This window comes from Actinomyces oris (assembly GCF_001937665.1).
GTDB classification, from domain to species: Bacteria; Actinomycetota; Actinomycetes; order Actinomycetales; family Actinomycetaceae; genus Actinomyces; species Actinomyces stomatis.
Genome location: NZ_MSKL01000019.1, coordinates 51,446 through 71,269 on the forward strand (window position 1 = coordinate 51,446; position 19,824 = coordinate 71,269).

The following is a 19,824-nucleotide window of genomic DNA, read 5'->3' on the forward strand; positions in this document are numbered from 1 at the left end:
GGGGGCCGACCTCGGTGCTGACGGACGTCAGTGTCTCTGAGGTGATTTCCTGTCATTCCGCGGCTTTCTGAGGGTTGATGGAAGCGGCGGGCGACGAGGGCGGTCGTTGTTGCTGTGAGCGGAAGACAATGAGTACTTCTTTTCCATCTTCGGCATGAATGCACAGAGAATTCTGAGGGCGTGAATTCTCTTTCAGAATATTCGCTCCATTCCGGTACGCACCACGATTCTGAATGCCCTCGATATGTCGACCCTGAGCTCTCTCATGCGGTCGTGACGATGCCTCAGAGTCAGAAGTAGTACGGGAAGGGCGACCAATCGGGGGTGCGGCGCTGGAGGAACGCGTCGCGCCCCTCAACGGCCTCATCGGTCATGTAGGCCAAACGCGTGGCCTCGCCGGCGAAGACCTGCTGGCCGGCCAGGCCGTCGTCGGCCAGGTTGAAGGCGAGCTTGAGCATGCGGATGGCCTGCGGGGACTTGCCCGCTACGGTGGCCGCGTACTCCAGGGCCCGTTCCTCGAGCTCGGCGTGGGGGACCGCCTCATTGACGACGCCCCAGCGTTCGGCGGTGACGGCGTCGTAGGTGCGGGCCAGGAAGAAGATCTCGCGGGCGCGCTTGTCCCCGACCTGGCGGGCCAGGAGCGCGGAGCCGTAGCCGGCGTCGAAGCTGCCGACATCGGCGTCGGTCTGCTTGAAGCGCGCGTGCTCGATCGAGGCCAGCGACAGGTCGCACACGACGTTGAGGCTGTGACCGCCGCCGGCGGCCCAGCCCGGGACGGCGGCGATGACGGCCTTGGGCATGGTGCGGATGAGACGCTGAACCTCCAGGATGTGGAGTCGGCCTGCCCTCGCGGTGTCGAGACGGGCCTGGGCGGCGGCGACATCGGCGTCATGGCTGTAGGTGCGGTCGTCGGCCTCGCCGGCGGCAGTCGGGCGTTCCTGCGAGGCGCCCGGCGAGGTCTCCCGCTCGTAGCGGTAGCCGTCCCGGCCGCGGATGCGCTGGTCGCCGCCGGAGGAGAAGGCCCAGCCGCCGTCGCGTGGGGAGGGGCCGTTGCCGGTGAGGATGACGGCGCCGACGTCGCCGCTCATACGCGCATGGTCCAGGACCCGGTAGAGCTCGTCGACGGTGCGGGGGCGGAAGGCGTTGCGCACCTCGGGCCGGTTGAAAGCCACGCGGACCACCGGCAGGTCCTGGAGCCAGGTGCCGTCCTCGTCCCGGACGCAGCCCCTGTGGTAGGTGATGTCCGTAAGGGCCTCCGCCTGCTGCTGGGGGGCGTTCGTGCCGGCCTCGGCGTGAGGGAAGCCGGACACCTCCCGCCAGCGGGCGGGGGCGAAGATCTCTGAGACTCGGCGCGGCAGCGGGTGGGCGGTGGTGGCGTTCATGGCCTCAGCGTAGGGCCGCCGGGGCTTGTCCCGCCCCAGGGGGTGTGGTCGTCGTGGCTCCTAGTTTCCCAGGGCTGCGGCGATGAGCTCGGTGCGCGAGGTGTGGCCGAGGCGGTGGAGGACCTCGGAGACGTAGATGCGCACGGTGTTCTCGGAGATGCCGAGCTTGCGGGCGATGCGCCGGTTGGTCAGCCCCTCCAGGAGGCAGGTGTAGATGTCCTGGAGGCGGGGCGGCAGCTCGCTGACCAGCTCCTGAATGCGGGCCTCCGCGGTGGCGCGCTTCTGCTCGGACTGGTAGGCGCTGACGAGCATCTTCGTGGGGCGTGAGGACATGACGGGCTCGCCGCGGCTGGCGCGCAGCAGCGCCGCGGCGACATTCTCCGTGCTCTCATCCTTGGTGATGAAGCCGTTGACGCCCTCGGCCAGGGCCTCGGTGAGCATCTCGTCACGACTGAAGACAGTGAACATGACAATGGGCATCCTGGGGAAGCGCTCATAGATCGCTCTGGCCGTCTGGGCGCCATCCATATCCGGCATGTCGCTGTCCAGCAGGACGACGTCGACGGGCTGCTGCCCGGTCATGAGCAGGCTGATGGCCTGCCGTCCACCGGAGGCGGCGGCGACGACGGTAATGGCCCGCTGCGAGTCGAGCTGTTCGGCGAAGGTGGTGCGGATGAGCGGGTCGTCATCGACGATGAGGACTCGCAGGGAACGCAGGGTGTGACTAGGCATAAGCGGCTCCGTCCGGTGGCGACATGAGGGATCTCGCATTAGTGGTTGGTGTGGCGATCTCGTTCCAGGGGAGGCTGGCGAGAACGGTCCAGGAGGCTCCGATCCGGTTCGAGCTCAAGGAGCCCCCGGCATTCTCGAACCGGTCCTGGAGGGCCCATAAACCGTATCCTCCGTGCATCTCCTCAGGCACTTTCTGATCATGCCAGGGCGAGCTGAAGCTGATGAAGAGGGTGTCCTGCTCCTGCTCCACGAAGAGGGAGACAAGATCGTGGGGAAAGTTGTACTTGAGGGCGTTGAGGGTGTTCTCGCGGATGAAGGCGACCAGGAGTCGACCGAGCTCAGAGCGGTGCAGTGCCGGAATCCTCTCGATGCCGTCGAGGTCGGCGTCCAGGACGATCTTGCGCTGCGCCAGCGTGTAGGCGCTGGAGTCGACGATCTCCTGCAGGGTGGGCTCCTCCTTGGGAGGCCCCTGGGAGACGGCGAGGTTGTGGATGAGCAGGCGCAGGTGGGCGAGGGCCTGCTGAGTCCGGTCCTGCAGGTCGAGGATGCGGTCGCGGTCATCGCCGTTGGGAAGCTTGATGGAGCGGGAGATGATGAGCATGCGGGTGAGGTCGGCGGCCAGGTCGTCATGGAGGCTGTCGGCGATGTCGCGGCGCAGCTGCTGAATGAGCTCGGCGGCAATCTCCTTGGAGCGCTCCGCCTCCCGCTGCATCTCATCCAGGCGGTCTTTGGTGTTGCGGATCAGGACTCCGAGGGAGGCGGACAGGGTTCCCCAGAATACAGTCCAGACTGTCACGGGAAGGAAGGGGATTCCTGATATGAGCTGCGCCAGAAAGAACACAGAGAGCTGAATAAGGGCGAGTTTAGGTTTTCTGGCCGCCAGGAGGTCGGCAACCATGACATACACAAGAGTCCATGCCCATGATAGCTGTGATTCTGATGCATAAAAGACTACGAGGAGCGTGGTGGAAAAAGTAAATATTCCGAGTCGTCGATCTTTTGCGTAGACGTATGGGAGGAATGAGAGTATCTGAAATATCTCCCCGATAATGATTGAACTTATATTGGCTCTGAAAGTGATGTAGGTGTATGTGTCTAGGAGAACGAGGGCGGTGACAACTGAAATGAGGATGGCTCGCCTCAGGCGCGGCAAAAACCTCTGGTGTCGTATCCAGAGTCTTGATAGGAAACTATCGTTTTGCATGGTCTGTGAGGTGAGTGCTGAAACCGTGGGTGGAGTGTGTTCTATCTCAGGTGCTCGGTGGTGGAAAAATGCCGCCACCCCTAAGGGGTGAGCTTAGGGGTGGCAGTGACGGCACTTCTCAGGAGTACCAGCGGTTCATCTTCCTGTCGCACCAGGCGGTGGGTGGGAAGATGCACCAGTCGGGGCGGGGCCTCAGGAAGGCTCCTGCCGAGTCGTCGTGTCGTGCGGGGGTGGTGGCCGGTGCGGCGCTGGCCGGCGCGGCGAAGCCCGCCATGAGGAGGGCGACGAGGGAGATGCGGACAACGGATTTCATGGAGAGAACTCCTGTCTCAAAGGGGTGTTGCGAACAATTTATCTTACCATTCCACCGGTTTGCGACAACTGCGTTCTTCGCCGCCCCGATTGATTCTTCGCTCAACAAAACCTGTTGATGGCGGGGCTCTGCCAACTCCATAACCCTGGAGCCGTGCCTGTGTGAGACCGTCGGCTACGAGGCCGTCTACCGCACTACCCGGCCTTCGCTCCGCGCCCGGCCGAGCTCGCCGACTCCGACGACACGGTCGCCCGCCTGCGGCGCGAGCAGGGACGGGGCTTGGCCGCCTCGACCATCGAGGGCGGAGGCTTCGAGATCCTGGGCAGCCTGACCCTCGTCATGGGACTCACTCACCACTCCACTGCCTGCCGGTCAGGGCGCTCAGGACAGCCGGCACGCCCCCGGCCCCGGCCTGGTCACGATCACCGCGGCCCGCTCAGCGCCTTGCTCTCGGTCCCGGTAGGCCCGGAGCCACTGCGAGGCGAAGGCCTCAGCGTCATCGGCCCGAACCAAGGCGTACACCGACCCGCCCCACCCGGCTCCGAAGGAGGAGGCGCCGATGGCGCCCGCCTCACGGGCCAGTGACACCATGAGTCGGGTCTGCGGCACCTGGTTGCACAGGCAGCGGTCGGCCAGCTCCTGAGAGCGCTCAAGGACCTCGCCCACGCCGGGATCGGCCGCAGCGATCAGCCGGGCGCCGTCGGGAACCAGGACGAGGGACTCGATGAGGAACTGCTCGATCCGCTGCCTCTCGTAGCCGGGGCCGCACAGCCTCAGCAGGTCCTTCAGCGCCGGGTCGCCGGCCGCCTGCTCACCGGTGGCGTCCCCGACCAGGTGCCTGACCGCGCCGGCCAGGGAGGCATCGGTGCGCCCAGTGGCCGCGTTCCACCTGGCCAGTACCGCCTGGACGGTGTTCGGCCCGCGGTTGTAGTCCTTCAGGGCCGCACCGGTCTTGTGGGCCAGCACCCCGCTCACGCCGACGACGAGCGCCCACTGGGCGGGGAAGGAGATGGTCCGCTCGATGCGCATCGGATCGAATCCGGCCAGCAGCAGCCGGTCCTGGGCGCCGCACAGCATGCCGGTGTGGTCCTCACTCCCGCCGCGGGTGCCCACTCCGCTGGTCCCCGGCAGGTCCCGCCACGCCCGTCCGCCCTCCACGGCGGCAAGGTAGCCGGCCAGGGACAGGCGGTTGGGCATCGACTCGATCCACCGGGGATCCTCGTCCCAGCCGTTGAGGGAGGCCAGGGCCAGCGCCGTGGCGCACACCAGCGCGGAGGACGAGCTCATCCCGGAGGCCGGCGGAAGGTCCGAGGAGATGGACAGGTGGGCCGCGGTGCCTGCCCCGAAGTTGAGGGTGAGGCGGTCCAGCACCGTCTGAAGGTAACGGCCCCAGTGGCCCGGCTCCAGGCCCGGGTCCACCCCGGCGAGCAGGGTGACCGGCTCGCCGCCGTCCGTGGTGGCGGTCAGGGAGGCGGGAGGCCCCGCCACGCGACGCGCCCGCGCCGTGATCGCTCGGTCGACGGCGCCGACCAGGACCGAGCCGCCGGCGTAGTCGGTGTGCTTACCCAGGACCTCGACGCGTCCGGGCACCCGCCACGCGGTCTCCCCGGGCCTCTCACTCATCGCCCGGTGCGTTCCCTGGTTCACAGCGACACCTTCGTCCCGGACAGGCGGGCCTCGACCTCGCGGATGTCCTCACGCCGCGACAGGTCCAGGACCCCTCCGGTCGCGGGGAGGACCGAGACCGGACCGGGCAGGGCGCGCACGGCGTCGACGATCTCCAGCTCGCCGCGCGGCGAGGGAGTGATCCGGCGGCAGGCGGAGAAGATCTCAGGGGTGAATCGGAAGGCGTTCATCGACACCGGGGCGTGGGCTCCGGCGGCCCGGACCGCCTCTGCTGAAGGCTTCTCCACGATCTCCCCCAGCGCCCCGTCGCAGGCGCGCACGAGAGCGAAGGCGGCGATTCGCTCGGCGGGGATGTTGGACTCGGCCACCAGGGCGGCGCGATCGAAACCGGCCAGGGCGTTGCCCCGGTGGCGAGCCAGGTCTCGCAGTACCTGACGGGGGTAGTAGTTGTCCCCGTTGACCATGAGGAAGGACTCCTCTCCCACGGCCGCCTCGGCGGACAGGACGGCGTCGGCCGTCCCCAAGGGGTTGACCTGGACGGCCAGGTCGATCGTGAGTCGGGCGCACTCCAGGGAGTCGACGTGGCGGCGGAAGTCCTCGTGCTCGGGCCCCACGACCAGGACGGCCCGCTCGATCCCGGCGTCGGCCAGGGCTGAGAGGCTGTAGTCGATGAGCCGGTGCTCGCCGATGGGCATGAGGGCCTTGTAACCGCTGGCCGCGGCCGTGGCCTGCTGGGAGGTCAGGCCGGAGCCGGCTGTGCTGCTCGCCCGCATGCGTGTGCCCAGTCCCCGGGCCAGGACGACGGCGACACGGGTGCGGTCCGCCGCATCGCTCACCGTCTCCGTCATAGGGCCGGTCATCGCGTCAGCCATCGTGTCAGTGTTCGTGTCTGTCATGGGATCCTTCCTCCTGTCCGTCTCAGGCGTCCAGGCCGTAGTGGCTCGCGACAGCGGCCGCGGTCTCCCGGGCCTCGACACCGGTGGGCATCTCGGCGAAGACCCGCAGGAGCGGCTCGGTGCCCGAGAAGCGAATCGTCACCCAGCCGCCGCATGTGAAGTAGACCTTGCAGCCGTCCTCCCAGGAGATGCGTTCGACGTCGTGGGCGAAGGCGGGCAGGTCGTGGGCGCTGAAGATGCGCTGCTCCAGCTCGGTGCGCCGCTCGGAGGTGAAGCCGTAGGCGTTCTCCACCATGACGAGCTCACCGTACCGGGCCACGATGTCGGCGTAGAGCTCGGAGAGCCTCTTGCCCGAGGCCGCCACCGCCTCGACCAGCAGGGAGCCGGCGTAGACCCCGTCCTTGCCGGGGATGTGACCGCGTACGGTCAGGCCCCCGGAGGACTCGCCCCCGATGACGGCCCCGGTCTCGGCCATCTTGGCGCTGATCCACTTGAAGCCGACGGGCACCTCGTGGCAGACCTGCCCGTGTGCGGCCGCGACCCGGTCCAGCAGGTGGGTGGTGGACATGTTGCGCACGGCCGGTCCCGTCCACCCCTTGTGGGTCAGCAGGTAGTCGTAGAGCAGGACCAGGACCTGATTGGGGGTGAGGTAGGCGCCGGTGTCGTCGATGATTCCCAGGCGGTCCGCGTCCCCGTCGGTGGCGATGCCCAGGTCTGCGCCGGACTCGACGACGGCGTTGCGCAGCGTGGCGACGGTCCCCTCGGTGGGTGAGGGCATGCGGCCCCCGAACAGGGGGTCGTGGCGGTCATGGATGACGTCCACCTGGCAGCGGGCGGTCAGCAGGATCGTCTGCAGGCTCGTCTCGGAGACACCGAACATCGGGTCCAGCACGATGCGCATGTGGGCGTGGCGGATGGTCTCGGTGTCGAGCTTGTCGATGATCGCGTCCAGGTACCAGTTGATGGAGCGCTGGACGGTGACGAGCTCGCAGGAACGGGCCTGATGGGGCTCGACGCTGCGCACGTCCGCATCCGTCAGGCCCTGCACGGAGGCGGCGAGCTCGTTGGTGACCCTCAGGTCGGCGTCGCGGCCACCGGGCAGGAAGATCTTGACACCGTTGTACAGGGCCGGGTTGTGGGAGGCGGTCACGGCCATCCCGTAGGCCGCCTTGAGGCGGCGCACCGTCCACATGGTGGTGGGGGTCGGGGAGGGGCGGTCGATGACGGTGACCCGGATGCCGTTGCCGACGAGCACCTCGACGGCCCACCAGGCGGCGGTGTCGGACAGGAATCGGCGGTCGTAGCCGATGACGACGCCCTGCTCGGCCGTGCCCTCCTTCACGATGCGGTTGGCCAGCCCCTGGGTCAGGAGCCTGACGTTGGCGCGGGTGAACTCGTCGCCGATCACGGCTCTCCAGCCGCCGGTGCCGAAGTGGATCATGGTGTTTCCTCTGCTGAGGTGCCGTTGCCCGGGACGGGGCGGCGAGGCGGGTATGGGTGTGGAGGGGGGAGGTCTCTGGGGACGGGCGGGGCTCAGCCCTTGACGGCGCCGGCGGCCAGGCCGGACTGCCAGAAGCGCTGCAGGCCCAGGAACAGCACGATCAGGGGTATGACGCCCAGGAGAGCGCCCTGGAGGAGCGCCCCGTACTGGGGGTTGAAGTAGGTCGACATCCCGTAGAGCCCCAGGGTGACGGGCTTGAGCGTGGCGGAGTTGATGGTCATCAGGGGCAGGAAGAAGTTGTTCCAGGTCGCCACGAAGATGAACAGGAAGATGGTCACCATCGCCGGCGCGAGCAGCCGCAGCACGATGGTGAAGAAGATTCGGATCTCGCTGGCCCCGTCAATGCGGGCGGAGTCGATGATCTCGTTGGGCACCGAGGAGTCGGCGTAGACGCGGCCCAGGAAGACCCCGAAGGGGCTGACCGAGCACGGCAGGATGATCGACCAGACGGTGTTGGTCAGGTGAACGGCGTCGAGGACCAGGTACAGTGGGATGGTCAGCAGCGCGATGGGCATGAGCAGGCCGGAGAGGATGACGACCTGGACGGCGCCCCGGCCCGCGAACTCGAACTTCGCCAGACCGTAGCCGGCGGCCACCGACAGGAGCGTGCCCAGCACCCCGGCGACGCACGAGTAGAGCAGGGAGTTGAGGATCCAGCGCCAGAAGAGCCCCTGGGTCCAGCTCATGAGCGCGCTGTAGTTGGCGGAGAAGTTGTTGTGGCCGGAGAACCACCATCCGGAGGAGGTCAGCAGGTCGGAGTTGGACTTGGTGGAGGAGACGATGAGCCAGTAGACCGGGCCGAGCATGTAGGCCAGGACGATGACCAGGACCGCGATGGTCAGGGCCCGTGCGGGGACCGACGGACGCAGCGAGCGAGGAGTGTCGGTGGGCTTCACTTGTCGATCCTGTTCTGCACGAGGGCGTAGAGGGCGGCCAGGACACCGGCCACCAGGGCGATGAGGACGGAGACCGCGGAGGCCGGGCCCGAGCCGGACGGCGAGAGCGCACCGGTCATCGAGTTGTAGGCCATCATCATTGGCGTGTAGTCCAGCCCCATCCACTGGTTCTGGCTGTACAGAACGGTGGGCTCGTTGAACAGCTGCACGGTCCCGATGATGGAGAGCAGAACCGCCAGCAGCGAGGCGGAACGGACCATGGGGATCTTGATGCGTCGGACGATCTGCCACCCACTGGCCCCGTCGATGCGGGCGGCCTCGTAGAGCTCGCGGGGCACGGACTGCAGCGCCGCCAGGAAGATGAGCATGTTGTACCCGGTGAAGGTCCACGTCGTGATGTTGGCCATGGACCACAAGATGATGCTCCTGCCGAAGAAGTCCACCTTCAGGCCCACCAGTCCCAGCAGCTCATTGATGGGGGAGAAGCTGGGGTTGTACATGTAGAGCCACATGATCGCGGCCACGATCCCGGGGATCGCGTAGGGCAGGAAGAAGCCCAGGCGGAAGACTGTCACCCGCCTGACCAGGAGGGAGTCGAGCACCAGAGCCAGGGCGAGGGCCGCCAGGATCATGACCGGGACCTGGACCACGCCGAACAGCAGGACCCGTCCCAGTCCCCTCCAGAAGACGGGCTGCCCCGCGGCCTGGACGTAGTTGTCCAGGCCGACGAAGGTGCTCACCTTCTCCCCGCCGCCGTAGAGGTCCGAGCCCGAGGCGACGTCGCGGAAGAAGGACCGGTAGACCGACACCACGATCGGAATGAGGAAGACGACGGCGAACATGGCCAGGAACGGGGCCACGAACCCGATGCCCGCACGGGCCTCCCTGCGCTTTCGCAGCGAGGTGGTGCGGATGGCGGGAGAGGTCCGTGGCCGGGCCGGTGACGAGGGGGAGGAGGAACCGCCCGTTGCCGTTGTCGTCGTACTCATGATGCTCTCACTTCGATCGTGGTGCCGGTGGCTGCCCGTGGGCCGTGCTCGACCGCCTACTCGGCGACGGGCAGGTTGGCGTCCTTCAGGGAGCTGACGGAGGTCTTCTGGGCCGCCTGGAAGATGTCATCGACCTTGCCGGTTCCCTTCCCGGCCGCCTCGGCGGCCTTGGTCATGGGGTCCGCCAGGGAGGGCCAGGTCGGCATGAAGCCGAACTTGGAGTTCACGGCCGTGTTGGCCTTGGTGAACTCGGCGTAGACGTCCTGGCCCCCGAAGAAGGTGGAGATGGCCTGCGGGGTCTTCACCGGGGCCTTCGCGGTCAGGACGAGTCCCTGGGTGGCCAGGTCATCGACCTGGGTGTTGAACCAGTCGTTGAAGGCCATGGCCCCCTCGGGGTTGGAGCAGCCCTTGAGGACGGCCACACCGGAGCCGCCGTCGGGGCCGGACATGGGCTTCTCCCCGAAGGCGGGCAGCTGGGCGACCGCCCAGGACCCGGCATTGGGGGAGTCCTTCATGGTGTCGGCCAGGAGCGCGCCCTCCCACGCGGCGCCAATGGTGCCGATGAGCTGCTGGTCGACCAGCGCCTTGCCGAAGGCGTCGTCCCAGCGGTTGGCCACGAGGGCCGTCTTGGAGTCCAGGACCCCCTGCCAGAAGGAGGAGACCTTGGCGGTCTCCGGGCTGGAGACGTTGACCTTCCACTTGTCGTTCTCAGCGCTGAACCACTGGGCGCCGGCCGCGGCCGACTGGCCCGCCAGGGTGTTGGGGGCCTCATCGGGCTCGAAGGCCAGGGCGTACTTGCCCTGCTCCGCCGCCTTCTTGGCGACCTCGGCCAGCTCGGCGCTCGTCGTGGGCACCTTCAGCCCGAGCTTGTCGAAGGCGGCCTTGTTGTAGAAGTAGACCAGCGGGCCGGAGTCCTGCGGCAGGCCGACGACGGTCTTGCCCACGGTCATCAGCGACATCGACCCCTCGGAGAAGTGCTCCTTGTACTTCTCGGCCTGGGCGGACACGTCGGTGAGCAGGCCGGAGGTGTAGAGCTTGGGAATCTCGGCGTAGCCGACCTGCGCCAGGCAGGGGCCGGTCCCGGCCTTGACGTCGTTCTCCAGCTTGACGTTCATGTCCGCGGCCTTGCCGTCGAACTTGGTGGCCTCGACCTTCATGTCGGGGTGCTCGGAGTTCCAGCGGGCCACGATGTCGTTGACCTTGGTCATCCCCTCGCCGTCGGGCAGGCGGTGCAGGTAGTGGATGACGCCGCCGGAGGAGGACGAGCCGGACGAGCCGGTCGTGGCCGAGCAGCCCGCGGTGAGCATTGCGAAGGCGAGCAATGAGGCGGCCAGTGCGTGTTTCTTCATGGGATTTTCCTTCTTCGTCATTGAAAAGGCCCGGCGTCTGCCGGAAGGAGCGGGGGCGCGGCGGGGAGGTGACGTGGAGCTGTCGGCGTTGTCGGTGCGCGCCCGTGTGAGGATCGTGGACATGGAAAGGGGGTGCTCACTGCGAGGCAGCGGTGAGCCACTGGTGTCCTCCTTCCTCCAGACGGACCGTCCGGGGGCCCTGGGGCGTCGGCACCGTCGTGGTGACGGGCTCCAGGGAGTTGTTGATGGCGAGGGTGGTGCGGCCATCGGGGTAGGCGGCCACCTCCACCCTGGGGTCGAGGGCCGCCCAGGCGGAGAACTCCTCCTGGCGGCCCGCGGCCCAGAAGATGGCCCGGTGCAGCAGCCGGGAGTTCTGGGCGCTGTAGGGCAGTCCCGTGGCGTACACCGCCCTGCCCCGGCCCAGCTCGTGGACAGCGAGGCGGACCTGGCCGTCCGCGGCGTCGAGCACCTGGGTGCCGGGGCTGGTGACGACGATGTCGGGAGTGCCCTCGCCGTCGTCGAGGCCGCCGTTCAGGTCCCGGGTGATGAAGTGCTCCTGCGCCTCGGGAGAACGACGGCGCGTGCTCAGTCCCCAGCCGATCTCCCGGTCGACGCCCAGGACGTCGGCGAGCTGGAAGGTGACCCCGTGGGCGGGGTGGGCGCTGGGAGCCCCCACCCCTATGAGGCCGCCGCCGGCGGCGACGAAGGAGCTGACCGCGGCCACCAGCTCCGCATCCGCCCACTGCTCGCCCCCGGAGAAGGCGGTGCCCTCGGCGCCTGCGCAGATGAGGACCTTCACGTCCGGGTCCAGGCCGGCGCGCACGTCGTCGAAGGACAGGAACTCCACGTCCACCGGCAGACCCGACAGCGCCTCGAGAACCCCCAGGTAGGTATAGGTCTGGCGGTACCACAGCGCGTGCGCGACCATATGCGTCATCCAGGAACGCAGGCGACCCCACGAGTTGACGACCGCGACCTTGAAGCCGGGGGTCAGCGGCCGCAGTCCCGCGGAACGCTCGTGGATGGCGCGGAACTCCGCGACAATCTGCTCGATGCGGTCGATGAAGTCGGGGTGCTCGACGGCCAGGGACAGGTAGCCGCCGTAGCCGATCCGGTCCAGGGGGGAGCGCACGATGGCGCGCCGGGCCTCCAGCCAGCTGCGGTTCGCCTCCCTGACGGGGTCACCTCCCGGGTGGAAGACGTCGGGGAAGAAGTACGGCAGGAACCGGCCCTCGGTGTACCGGACGTGCGGGATGTCGGCGATCATCCGGCAGGTCGCCCCCGATCCGACCGAGCCGACGACGGCGTCGAGGCCGGTGATGGCGAAGTGCTCGCCGTAGGGCTCAGTGCCGATCCAGTTGTCACCCAGGAACATCATCGCCTCCTTGCCCTGGGCGTGGACGGCGTCGGTCAGCTCCCGCACCCGGGAGCAGACGAAGCGCTGCTGGAAGTCGATCCAGTCGCGGAAGGCGCGGGTGGGAACCCGGAAGGGGGAGTTGTAGTAGCCGGCGTCGACGAAGTCCTCGGCGCTGAGGCGGTAGCCGTACTCCTCCTCGAAGGCCTCCAGGGCAGGGACGCTCACCGAGGCGGAGTAGCCGAACCAGTCGACGTAGCGCTCGGTGGCGTCGGCGCCGTAGACGAGGGTGAAGTGGTAGAAGAAGGTGGTGAAGCGGACCACGTCCACCTCGGGGTGCTCAGTGAGCCAGGCGCTCAGGTGGGAGCGCACGTGGGACCACGTGGCCTCGTGACGCACGTCGAAGGGCTTCTCCTTGACGCGCGTGGGGTCATCGTCCCAGCCGTTGGTGAGGTAGTTGTACATCTGGGTGGGGTCCCAGGTCTGGATCGCCAGGAAGCTGACGGTGTAGACGTGCCCGGCGAGAGCCTCGTGCACGATGACCGTGCGCCCGTCGGCCTCGATGCTCCACGCCGCAGCGGGCAGCTCCTGTCCGGTGGTGCGGTCGTGGGCCTGCCACCAGCGCGAGACGTCGCAGCCGGTGTCGGGGCGGATCTGGTCGGCGAACCAGGAGGCCAGAAGGTCGATGCTCACGGCGCCGTCGGCGGTGGCGGTGACCCGGTCGGACATGAGGAAGATCCGGGTGGCCTCCTGCGGATGGGCGTCGGCCCAGGTGTTGTCGCCGCGTCCCACGAAGTAGGTGGAGTAGACCTTGGCGGCCAGCTCCGAGACGATGCCGGGCAGTTCGGTGCCGTCGGAGTTCCGCACGGCGTCGGCGCCCAGGCGAGCGATGAGGCGGCGGATCTCCTCATCCATGCCGGTCTGGATCGGCAGGGTGAGGCGTCCTCCCACCTGGGAGGGGAGCGGTGAGGCGGGCTGGGTCTGGAGAGCCATCAGCACTCCTTCGGGCTGAATAGTCTGAACTCCGAACAAAATACAGCATGCGCTGTCCGCCTGCTACTGGCGAGATGGTCGATATATCGGGCGGCGCCTAGGAGCCGGGCCCGCGATCCACCAGTGAGGGGTTGTCGAGCACGGATTCCAGTGCCACCAGAGCCGCCCCTTGTGACGAGGCCCACTGACCCAGGTGGGAGGTCTCCAGTCTCACAGTGGCGCGCTGGTCCAGCAGCCGGGCCTTCAGGGCGGCGGCGGTGGGGTCGAGGAACACGTCGGCGAAGGCGGCCAGGTATCCCGACAGCACGATCACCTGAGGGTTGAGGACGTCCTCCAGGATCGCCAGGGCGCGTGCGAGCGCCTGCTGGGAGAGCTCCAGCCTCCGGGCGAGCCCGGTGTCCCCTGCGTCGAAGCGCTGACGCAGGATCTCGATGCGCGCGTTCAGGGAGGTGGTCTCGTCGCGCACCGCGTCGCCCGGCGGGTACGCCGCCGTCAGGGCCTGCAGGCCGGAGCGGGTCTCCCAGCAGCCGCGCCGCCCGCACCGGCACGTCAGGCCCTCGGGCTCCACGGGCATATGGCCGACCTCGCCGGTCAGGCCCAGCCAGCCGCGCAGGAGGTGGCCGTCGGAGATGATGCCGGCGCCGATCCCCTCGCCTCCCGACAGATAGAGCAGGTTGCGCACCCCGGTCTGCGCGTAGCGCTCATAGGTGGCCAGTGCGGCGAGCTTGGCGTCGTTCTCCAGCGTGATGGTGGGGACGCTCTTTGTCGGGCCCGCGCGGTGGGCGACTGCGTCGCGGACCCGGTCCGCCACGGCGATGTCGTGCCACTCCAGGGTGGAGGAGTAGCGCACGGTGTTGCTGGCGTAGTCGATGATCCCGGGCTGGGCCAGGACGATTCCCGGAACCGTCGTCCCCTGCCGCGTCAGCTGGTCCAGGGCCTGGGACAGCATGGCCGCTACGTGCTCGATCATTCTGTCGGGGTGGTGCCCGGCGTCGCCGACGAGCTCCGAACGGCGCAGGACGACCTCTCCGGTCAGGTCCGCAATGGACAGGAGCAGCGAGGCTCCACTGATCTCCAGACCTATTCCGGCCGCTGCGCGTGGAGCCGTGCGCAGGCCCGTGCTCGGTCTGCCGACGTTACCGGACAGGTCCGGCTCCTCCTCGATGAGCAGTCCTCGGGAGCACAGCTCGGCCACCAGCGTCGACACTGTTGCCTTGGACAGCCCCGTCTCACGGGCCAGTCGCGTGCGCGACAGTGCGGGACTCGTCTGAAGGTGGCGCAGGATGAGCGACATGTTCGAGATGCGCACGTCGGCGTGGGCCTTGGGCCCGTGTGCGCCCGGACCTCCGAGGGGCCCCCAGGGGGCTGGGCCATCCGCCGGGATCCATCCTGCAGCCGGCACGGCAGTCTCCTCCTCCGTCGGTGCCCCGGTTGGTCCTGCGGACCGCGGGTGTGCCCCTCAGAGTAGTGAGTCCAAGCGACAGGAGGGGTCTTTCGGGTGTGCACCATGATCGTTCCGATATGGAGCGGAACAGGCTGACGAAGTAAAAGAGATTATTATCACATCCTGTGGCTCCTGGGGGTTCCGGTTGCACATATGGATGTCATTGGCTATGTGCCTCGTTGTTGCTCGTGCGGTGCAGGACTCTGGGGAAGTCACGATGTTCGTGGTGATTTCAAGCATTCTCGGTGCTGATGAATGGTGATGACCGACCTTGCGCGCAGGGTGGATCCTGCTCCGTTCCATGGGCGTGGCGCCGGACACGCTCACAGGTGTGTCAAGGCCTGAAGTCCCGTGAATTCGCGGGATTCTGCGCCTGTTCAAATTGACCGCGTGAACACTGCGCAGCACCATGAAACGGGCTTGCAGTCGTCATGGGGTCCGGACACGGCTCTCACAACTCGTTTTCCGAACCCTTGCGGCCAGGCCAGGAGTTCGATTGCGAGGAGTGCTGTGAAAGTCATTGAGGCCAACCATGTCTACAAGGTCTTCGGGCGACGACCGTCCGACGGCGTCAAGAAGCTCAAGGCCGGCAGGACGCGGGACCAGCTGAGGAAGTCAGGGCAGACCGCGGCCGTCATCGATACCTCCTTCGACGTCGACAAGGGCGAGATCTTCGTGGTCATGGGCCTGTCGGGCTCCGGGAAGTCCACGCTCATCCGCATGGTCAACGGCCTGCTGCCCATCACCGCCGGCAGCATGACCCTCTACGGGGAGGACCTGGCGCACATCTCGAAGTCGAAGCTGCGCGAGCTGCGCCGCGAGCGCGTCTCCATGGTCTTCCAGAACTTCGCCCTCCTGCCCCACCGCACGGTGGGGGAGAACGCCGCCTACGGCCTGGAGATCCAGGGGATGAATCGCTCCGAGCGCGAGCGCCGGGCCGAGGAGGCCCTGTCCATGGTGGGCCTGGAGGGCTGGGGCGGCTACAAGCCCGGGGAGCTCTCCGGAGGAATGCGTCAGCGCGTGGGCCTGGCCCGGGCGTTGGCCGCCGAGACCGACATCCTGCTCATGGATGAGGCCTTCTCCGCGCTCGACCCGCTCATCCGCCGTGAGATGCAGGACCAGCTCATCGACCTCCAGGGCAAGCTCGGCAAGACGATCCTGTTCATCACCCACGACCTCAACGAGGCCATGCGGCTGGGGGACCGCATCGCCATGATGCGCGACGGGCGCGTCGAGCAGGTCGGCACCGCCGAGGAGATCCTGCGCGATCCCGCCTCCGACTACGTCTCACGGTTCGTGGCCGACGTCGACCGCACCCGGGTCCTGACAGCCGGCTCCATCGCAGAGCCCCCGTACGCGATCCTGGGCTCGGACCGCAGCCCCCGCGCCGCCCACAAGCTCCTGCGGGAGAACCAGCCGCCGTGGCTGCTCGTCCAGAACCGCGACCGCACGCCCTTCGGATACGTCTGGGAGGACGATGTCGCCCGGGCGGTGAAGGAGGGCTCCGACACGCTCCCGCTGTCCACGATCCACGAGATGCCGGTCGTGCCGCACTCGACTCCCGTCAACGAGCTGTTCGCCCACGCCGCGCAGCACGCGGCCCCCATCGTCGTCGTCGACGACGACGGACGGATCTCCGGCGTCATCCCGCGTGTCACCCTGCTGGCCGCCATCAGTGAGCAGAACCAGGAGGCCGGTGCGTCCAGTGCTTCCAGTGCCGATCCCGCGGGTCCCGACGACGTCTTGCAGGACGGCACGGCCGAGCCGGCCGCTAAGCAGATCGATGAGCAGACCGTCGAGGCCAGTGAGACCACCGAGGCTGAAGGAGCCGACGCCTGATGATTCCCGTACAGACACCTCTTCCCAAGATCCCTCTGGGTTCCTGGGTCGAGACCCTCATCAACTGGATCCAGACGCATCTGCACGGCTTCTTGGGTCTGATCTCCCAGAGCGGAACCTCGGTCAATGACGTCCTCGTCGATGTCCTGCTGGCCATTCCGCCGCTCGTCATGGTGGTGGTCTTCGTCCTGATCGCCTGGTTGGCGAAGTCCTGGAGACTGGCCGTGGGGACCGCCGTCACCTTCCTGCTCATCATCTCGATGGGCCAGTGGACCAATGCGATGGAGACTCTGGTCCTCGTCACCTTGGCCACGGTCACCGCCCTCATCTTCGCCATCCCCTTGGGGATCTGGGCCGCTCGGAACAAGTACGTCAGCGCGCTCGTCCGCCCGGTCCTCGACCTCATGCAGACCATGCCGGCCTTCGTCTACCTCATTCCCTCGGTGCTGTTCTTCTCCATCGGTGTGGTTCCCGGCATGTTCGCCACGCTCATCTTCGCGATGCCCCCCGGTGTGCGCATGACCGAGCTGGGCATCAAGCAGGTGGATAAGGAGACCGTTGAGGCGGGGCGTTCCTTCGGAGCGACCGACTGGCAGATCCTGCGGGGCATTCAGCTGCCCCTGGCCGTTCCCACGATCATGGCGGGTGTCAACCAGGTCATCATGCTGGCGCTGTCGATGGCCGTCATCGCGGGCATGGTCGGTGCCGACGGCCTCGGGAAGGAGGTCGTCAAGGCGCTCGCGACGATCGATATCGCCAAGGGCACCGAGGCGGGTCTGTCCATCGTGTTCCTGGCGATCTTCCTGGACCGGGTGACCGCGGCCCTCGGGGCGCCGCGGGAGAAGGGCTCGCTGCTCTCGCTCATCAAGAAGCGGTGACCCATGACTCGACGACGCTTTTCCGTTCCGCCCTCGCCGGCGGCAGGCGCACACCGAAGGAATGCTATGCAGGCCTCCCGTCGTACCTTCACCACGGCTCTTGCCTCCCTCATGGCAGGAGGTGCGCTCGCCGCCTGTGGTCGAGGCTCGGGTGGCGGTAAGACGCTCCGACTCGGCTTCATCCCCTCCTGGAGTGACGGCCTGTCCATGACGCATCTGGTGAAGACCCAGCTCGAGAAGGCCGGGTACCGGATCAAGCTGACCGACCTGAGTGAGGCGGGGCCTCTCTACGCCGGGCTCAGCCAGGGGGCGGTTGACCTCTACCCGTCGGCCTGGCCGGACGTCACTCACAAGGAGTACATGGACAAGTACCGCAAGTACATCGAGGACCTGGGGACCTACTACGACGCCGCCAAGCTGACCTGGGCGGTTCCCTCCTACTCCTCCATGAAATCGATCGAGGACATCAAGTCCCACGCCTCGCAGATCGGCAACAAGATCATTGGTATCGAGCCGGGCGCCGGCCTGACCAAGGTGTCGCAGGAGGACGTGATCCCCGCCTACGGTCTGGGGGACATGAAGTTCCTGACCTCCTCCACCACCGGGATGCTGGCCGAGCTCAAGAAGGCGGTCGACGCCAAGAACGAGATCGTGGTCACCCTGTGGCACCCCTTCTGGGCGAACACCACCTATGACATGCGGGACCTGGAGGATCCCAAGGGTGCACTCGGCAAGGGGGAGGGGCTTCACTTCCTGGGGCGAGAGGGATTCGCGCAGGAGTACCCCGAGATCGCGAAGTGGCTCGGCTCCATCACGATGGATGAGGCCACCTACGGCAGCCTCGAGGACCTCGTCGTCAACACCTATGGCGAGGGGAAAGAGGATGAGGCCGCCATCGCCTGGGCCCAGAAGCACCCGCAGTACGACTTCAAGAAGTCCTGACGTCGGGTGCTGCCCCCGCCCTCGAAAGCCTGCGAGAGGCGGGGCGGGGGAGGGCGGCTGCAGGGCTTGGGCGAGGCGCTCCGAGCGGCGCGGGTGAGAAGACCCGTCGGCGGGGACATTCTGCGCGGCCGGGTGCGTCCCTCTCCGGGCGGGGGCATTCGACGCCGTCGGGGACAGGGAACCGGTCCCCGCACGCGCAGAACGTCCCCGGTCGGAGGAAAGAGCACCCGCACGCGAGAAATGTCCCCGGTCGGGACCGGCTCCACCACGACTCGCAGGCCGGGCACAGTGACCGCGGGGTATCTCAGTCCTCCATGCGGTTGCCGTCCTCATCGAGGTGGTAGCCCTCGTCATCGATGGGGCGGAAGGTCATCCGGCCGTCGGCGATCTCCTCGGCGAAGTGCTCCCGGGTCATCAGCCGGGTCTGGCGGCCGCGTTCCTTCATCTCCTCGTAGGACATCGGCGTCTTCCACGGCTGATCCAGCGTGCAAGAGATGAGCAGGCAGGTCGCCCAGGTGAGAGGAGTCAGGTGAGTGGAGGGGGCGCGGTGCGAAGATCAAGGCCGCCAGCTCCGGTCTGATGCGCGGGTGACGTCGCGAGCGCTCATATGCCCTTCCCCTGATGCTCACAGCTCACGGATGACGCCTTCTCACCCTAACAAGGCTGCGATCGTCGCCGCAGTTGACCTCCATCGAGGTGGCTCGGCGCCGTGGGGCCTACAGCGCCGCGTGCGCCAGTGCGATGCGGCGGAGCTCGGGGAGGTGCTTGCGGGCGTCGCGGAAGTCGGCGGTGACATACTCCGGTGGGATCGGTTGGGGCTGGTGGATGCGCTCCTGAAGGGCGTCGTATCCGAGGGAGGTGTCCCACGGCCTCTCAATGAGGGCGACGAAGGCCATGAACGGCAGCCACGTGAGAACCGTCAGCGCCGTCGTCGCCGCCGGGGCGAGGAGCCGCGCAGCCAAGAATCCCGCAACCGCGGGGCAGGTGGCGGCGATGAACGTCAGCAGCAGGCCGTGAGGGTCCCTCGAGCGCCAGGCCCGCATGATGAGCCGATGGGCCGAGGCGTCGATCAGCTCTCGAATCGTCACCGCCACCAGGGAGAACAGGCACGCCCTGCCGAATCCCAGCCCGGCGCGGGTCAGTGAGGACCAGACCAGCACGATGATCGTCAGACCGAACGCGCTGGGCAGTCCGAGAACGAGGCGGCCCACGACCATCGCGGATACGGGCATGACGGGCCTCCAGTGATGATGCCCTGTATCGCCCCGCCCCATGCTGCCCTGGTTCATGACGTCCCTTCGATCTGATCACGAATTCAACCGCGCACGTCATTCTACAAAAGCCCGTGGACGGTGGCTGCGCCCACGGCTGCGGACGGCTCCGGCACAGGGGCGAGCAAGCGAGGCCGGCTGAGGGCGTCGGACAGCGTTCTGCGGAGCTCGGCGGACGTTTGCCGAGGTGGGTCCCGCCACCCTTGTCCCGGTTT

At 67.5% G+C, this 19,824-nt stretch carries 17 protein-coding genes; 3 read left to right on the forward strand and 14 right to left on the reverse strand.

Annotated features, from left to right (window positions below):
• Positions 1 to 290: 290 nt before the first annotated feature.
• From BKH28_RS07730 to BKH28_RS07790, 12 genes are all read right to left on the reverse strand, one after another.
• Positions 291 to 1,382, reverse strand: a complete 1,092-nt coding sequence (locus tag BKH28_RS07730) for a 1,4-dihydroxy-2-naphthoyl-CoA synthase (RefSeq protein ID WP_075418255.1) — start codon at positions 1,380 to 1,382, stop codon at positions 291 to 293.
• A 60-nt stretch (positions 1,383 to 1,442) separates the two neighbouring features.
• The gene (locus BKH28_RS07735; protein WP_075418256.1) at positions 1,443 to 2,114 is read right to left on the reverse strand and encodes a response regulator; all 672 of its coding nucleotides are present in this window, start codon (positions 2,112 to 2,114) and stop codon (positions 1,443 to 1,445) included.
• Entirely contained in the window at positions 2,107 to 2,910 is an 804-nt protein-coding gene (locus BKH28_RS07740) for a sensor histidine kinase (protein WP_256695537.1), read from the reverse strand. The genes BKH28_RS07735 and BKH28_RS07740 overlap by 8 nt, the downstream gene beginning before the upstream one ends.
• Positions 2,911 to 3,436: 526 nt before the next feature.
• Complete coding sequence (locus BKH28_RS07745) at positions 3,437 to 3,631, reverse strand: hypothetical protein (RefSeq protein ID WP_075418258.1); 195 nt, start codon at positions 3,629 to 3,631, stop codon at positions 3,437 to 3,439.
• A 381-nt stretch (positions 3,632 to 4,012) separates the two neighbouring features.
• A complete protein-coding gene (locus BKH28_RS07755; protein WP_256695538.1) occupies positions 4,013 to 5,278 on the reverse strand; it encodes a galactokinase family protein in 1,266 nt (421 codons plus the stop codon).
• Positions 5,275 to 6,117, reverse strand: coding sequence for a nucleotidyltransferase family protein (locus tag BKH28_RS07760; RefSeq protein ID WP_075418292.1), 843 nt, complete (start codon positions 6,115 to 6,117; stop codon positions 5,275 to 5,277). The genes BKH28_RS07755 and BKH28_RS07760 overlap by 4 nt, the downstream gene beginning before the upstream one ends.
• A 58-nt stretch (positions 6,118 to 6,175) precedes the next feature.
• On the reverse strand, positions 6,176 to 7,594 hold the full coding sequence (locus BKH28_RS07765) for a phosphoglucomutase/phosphomannomutase family protein (protein WP_075418259.1): 1,419 nt from the start codon (positions 7,592 to 7,594) through the stop codon (positions 6,176 to 6,178).
• Between the two features lie 92 nt (positions 7,595 to 7,686).
• The gene (locus BKH28_RS07770; RefSeq protein WP_075418260.1) at positions 7,687 to 8,550 is read right to left on the reverse strand and encodes a carbohydrate ABC transporter permease; all 864 of its coding nucleotides are present in this window, start codon (positions 8,548 to 8,550) and stop codon (positions 7,687 to 7,689) included.
• The gene (locus BKH28_RS07775) at positions 8,547 to 9,539 is read right to left on the reverse strand and encodes a carbohydrate ABC transporter permease (RefSeq protein WP_081380089.1); all 993 of its coding nucleotides are present in this window, start codon (positions 9,537 to 9,539) and stop codon (positions 8,547 to 8,549) included. The genes BKH28_RS07770 and BKH28_RS07775 overlap by 4 nt, the downstream gene beginning before the upstream one ends.
• A 56-nt stretch (positions 9,540 to 9,595) precedes the next feature.
• The gene (locus BKH28_RS07780) at positions 9,596 to 10,888 is read right to left on the reverse strand and encodes an extracellular solute-binding protein (protein WP_075418261.1); all 1,293 of its coding nucleotides are present in this window, start codon (positions 10,886 to 10,888) and stop codon (positions 9,596 to 9,598) included.
• 136 nt (positions 10,889 to 11,024) lie between these two features.
• Complete coding sequence (gene gnpA / locus BKH28_RS07785; RefSeq protein ID WP_075418262.1) at positions 11,025 to 13,235, reverse strand: 1,3-beta-galactosyl-N-acetylhexosamine phosphorylase; 2,211 nt, start codon at positions 13,233 to 13,235, stop codon at positions 11,025 to 11,027.
• Positions 13,236 to 13,332: 97 nt separating this feature from the next.
• Entirely contained in the window at positions 13,333 to 14,544 is a 1,212-nt protein-coding gene (locus BKH28_RS07790) for an ROK family transcriptional regulator (protein ID WP_256695539.1), read from the reverse strand.
• 645 nt (positions 14,545 to 15,189) lie between these two features.
• On the opposite strand from BKH28_RS07790, the gene BKH28_RS07795 reads away from it, so the two are divergent.
• The 3 genes from BKH28_RS07795 to BKH28_RS07805 all read left to right on the forward strand — a co-directional run bounded on the left by BKH28_RS07795 (position 15,190) and on the right by BKH28_RS07805 (position 18,338).
• Positions 15,190 to 16,518 carry a quaternary amine ABC transporter ATP-binding protein gene (locus BKH28_RS07795; RefSeq protein WP_075418263.1) on the forward strand — a complete coding sequence of 443 codons (1,329 nt, stop codon included), beginning with the start codon at positions 15,190 to 15,192 and terminating at the stop codon, positions 16,516 to 16,518.
• Complete coding sequence (locus BKH28_RS07800) at positions 16,518 to 17,396, forward strand: ABC transporter permease (RefSeq protein WP_075418264.1); 879 nt, start codon at positions 16,518 to 16,520, stop codon at positions 17,394 to 17,396. The genes BKH28_RS07795 and BKH28_RS07800 overlap by 1 nt, the downstream gene beginning before the upstream one ends.
• A gap of 66 nt (positions 17,397 to 17,462) precedes the next feature.
• Positions 17,463 to 18,338 carry a glycine betaine ABC transporter substrate-binding protein gene (locus tag BKH28_RS07805; protein ID WP_075418265.1) on the forward strand — a complete coding sequence of 292 codons (876 nt, stop codon included), beginning with the start codon at positions 17,463 to 17,465 and terminating at the stop codon, positions 18,336 to 18,338.
• A gap of 304 nt (positions 18,339 to 18,642) precedes the next feature.
• Here the strand turns inward: BKH28_RS07805 and BKH28_RS13810 are convergent, their stop codons facing one another.
• Entirely contained in the window at positions 18,643 to 18,798 is a 156-nt protein-coding gene (locus tag BKH28_RS13810) for a hypothetical protein (protein WP_256695540.1), read from the reverse strand.
• A 256-nt stretch (positions 18,799 to 19,054) separates the two neighbouring features.
• On the reverse strand, positions 19,055 to 19,570 hold the full coding sequence (locus BKH28_RS07815) for a hypothetical protein (protein WP_256695541.1): 516 nt from the start codon (positions 19,568 to 19,570) through the stop codon (positions 19,055 to 19,057).
• Positions 19,571 to 19,824 lie beyond the last annotated feature (254 nt).